2 protein-coding genes are annotated in these 1,100 nt (G+C 69.3%); one reads left to right on the plus strand and one right to left on the minus strand.

The features are described from left to right. A partial coding sequence (locus sphsw_RS10170) for a 2-oxo acid dehydrogenase subunit E2 (RefSeq protein ID WP_031440525.1) occupies positions 1-374 on the plus strand: 374 nt, incomplete at its 5' end. Between the two features lie 4 nt (positions 375-378). Here the strand turns inward: sphsw_RS10170 and sphsw_RS10175 are convergent. Further along, positions 379-1,050, minus strand: a complete 672-nt coding sequence (locus sphsw_RS10175; RefSeq protein ID WP_031440526.1) for a peptidylprolyl isomerase — start codon at positions 1,048-1,050, stop codon at positions 379-381. Positions 1,051-1,100 lie beyond the last annotated feature (50 nt).

Here is a 1,100-nt window from a genome sequence, read left to right on the forward strand (position 1 = left end):
TGCCCGTGATCCGCGACGCGCAGGATCGCAATGTCTGGCAGCTCGCGACCGAGATCGGCCGTCTCGCCGAGGCGGCGCGCGCGGGCAAGCTCGCGCCGAACGAGATGGGTGGCGGCACGATTACCGTCACCTCGCTCGGGCCGCTCGGCGGGATCGCGACGACGCCGGTGATCAACCGGCCCGAGGTCGCGATCATCGGGCCGAACAAGATCGTCGAACGCCCCGTCTTCAAGGGCGACGAGGTGGTCCGCGCGAAGCTGATGAACCTGTCGATCAGCTGCGACCACCGCGTCGTCGATGGCTGGGACGCGGCGTCCTTCGTCCAGGGGCTGAAAAAGTATCTCGAGACGCCGGTCCTGCTGTTCGCGGACTAAAACGTCAGCGCGGCCGTGGCGGGGTGGGGCGGGTCTTCAACAGCCATGGTCGCGGGCCGCTGGTCGGACGGGGCGTGCCGTCGAGCCGCTTCGCGCTGATCAGCGCGACGCGGTTGAGGATCATCTGACCCTTGAACGCATCGAGCCCGCCGCCGGTCGGCTTGGCGAGGATGCGGCGGACCGTGTCCATGCCGCCGACGACATGGCCGAACGCCGCATAGCCGAGATAGCCCGGGCGCGCGTCCATCGCGGGGGTCGGGCCCACGGTGATGAAGAAATTGCCGCCTGCCGAGCCGGGTTCGCTGCCGCGCGCCATCGAGATCGTCGCGTCGAGATGGCGGATGCCGGTCTGCGTCGTGGTCTCGAGCGGAAAGGCGGGCAGGATGCGCCGCGCATCGGTGCGGATGCCGCCCTGGATGAAGCCGAATTTCGGCGCCTTCTTGCTGCGCGCGGCACGGTAGAAATCGGTCCCGTCGAAGCGGCCGTCATCGACATAGGCGAGGAAGTTCGCGCTGGTCTTGGGCGCGCGGCGCGTGTCGAGCGCGAGCGTGATCGGGCCTTCGGAGGTGGTGAGGCGGACGCGGACGGTGCCGGGTTTCGCGGGGGCCTGTTTCTGGGGGGCGGCCGTGGCCGGGGCGGCCAGCAGCGCTAGCGCCGGGAGGAGGAGGAAACGCATAGGCGGGGCACGACCTTGTCATTTTGAACAGGGGTCGCCCTGTATACCCG

The sequence above is a fragment of the Sphingomonas sp. FUKUSWIS1 genome (assembly GCF_000733135.1).
GTDB classification, from domain to species: domain Bacteria; phylum Pseudomonadota; class Alphaproteobacteria; order Sphingomonadales; family Sphingomonadaceae; genus Sphingomonas; species Sphingomonas aerolata.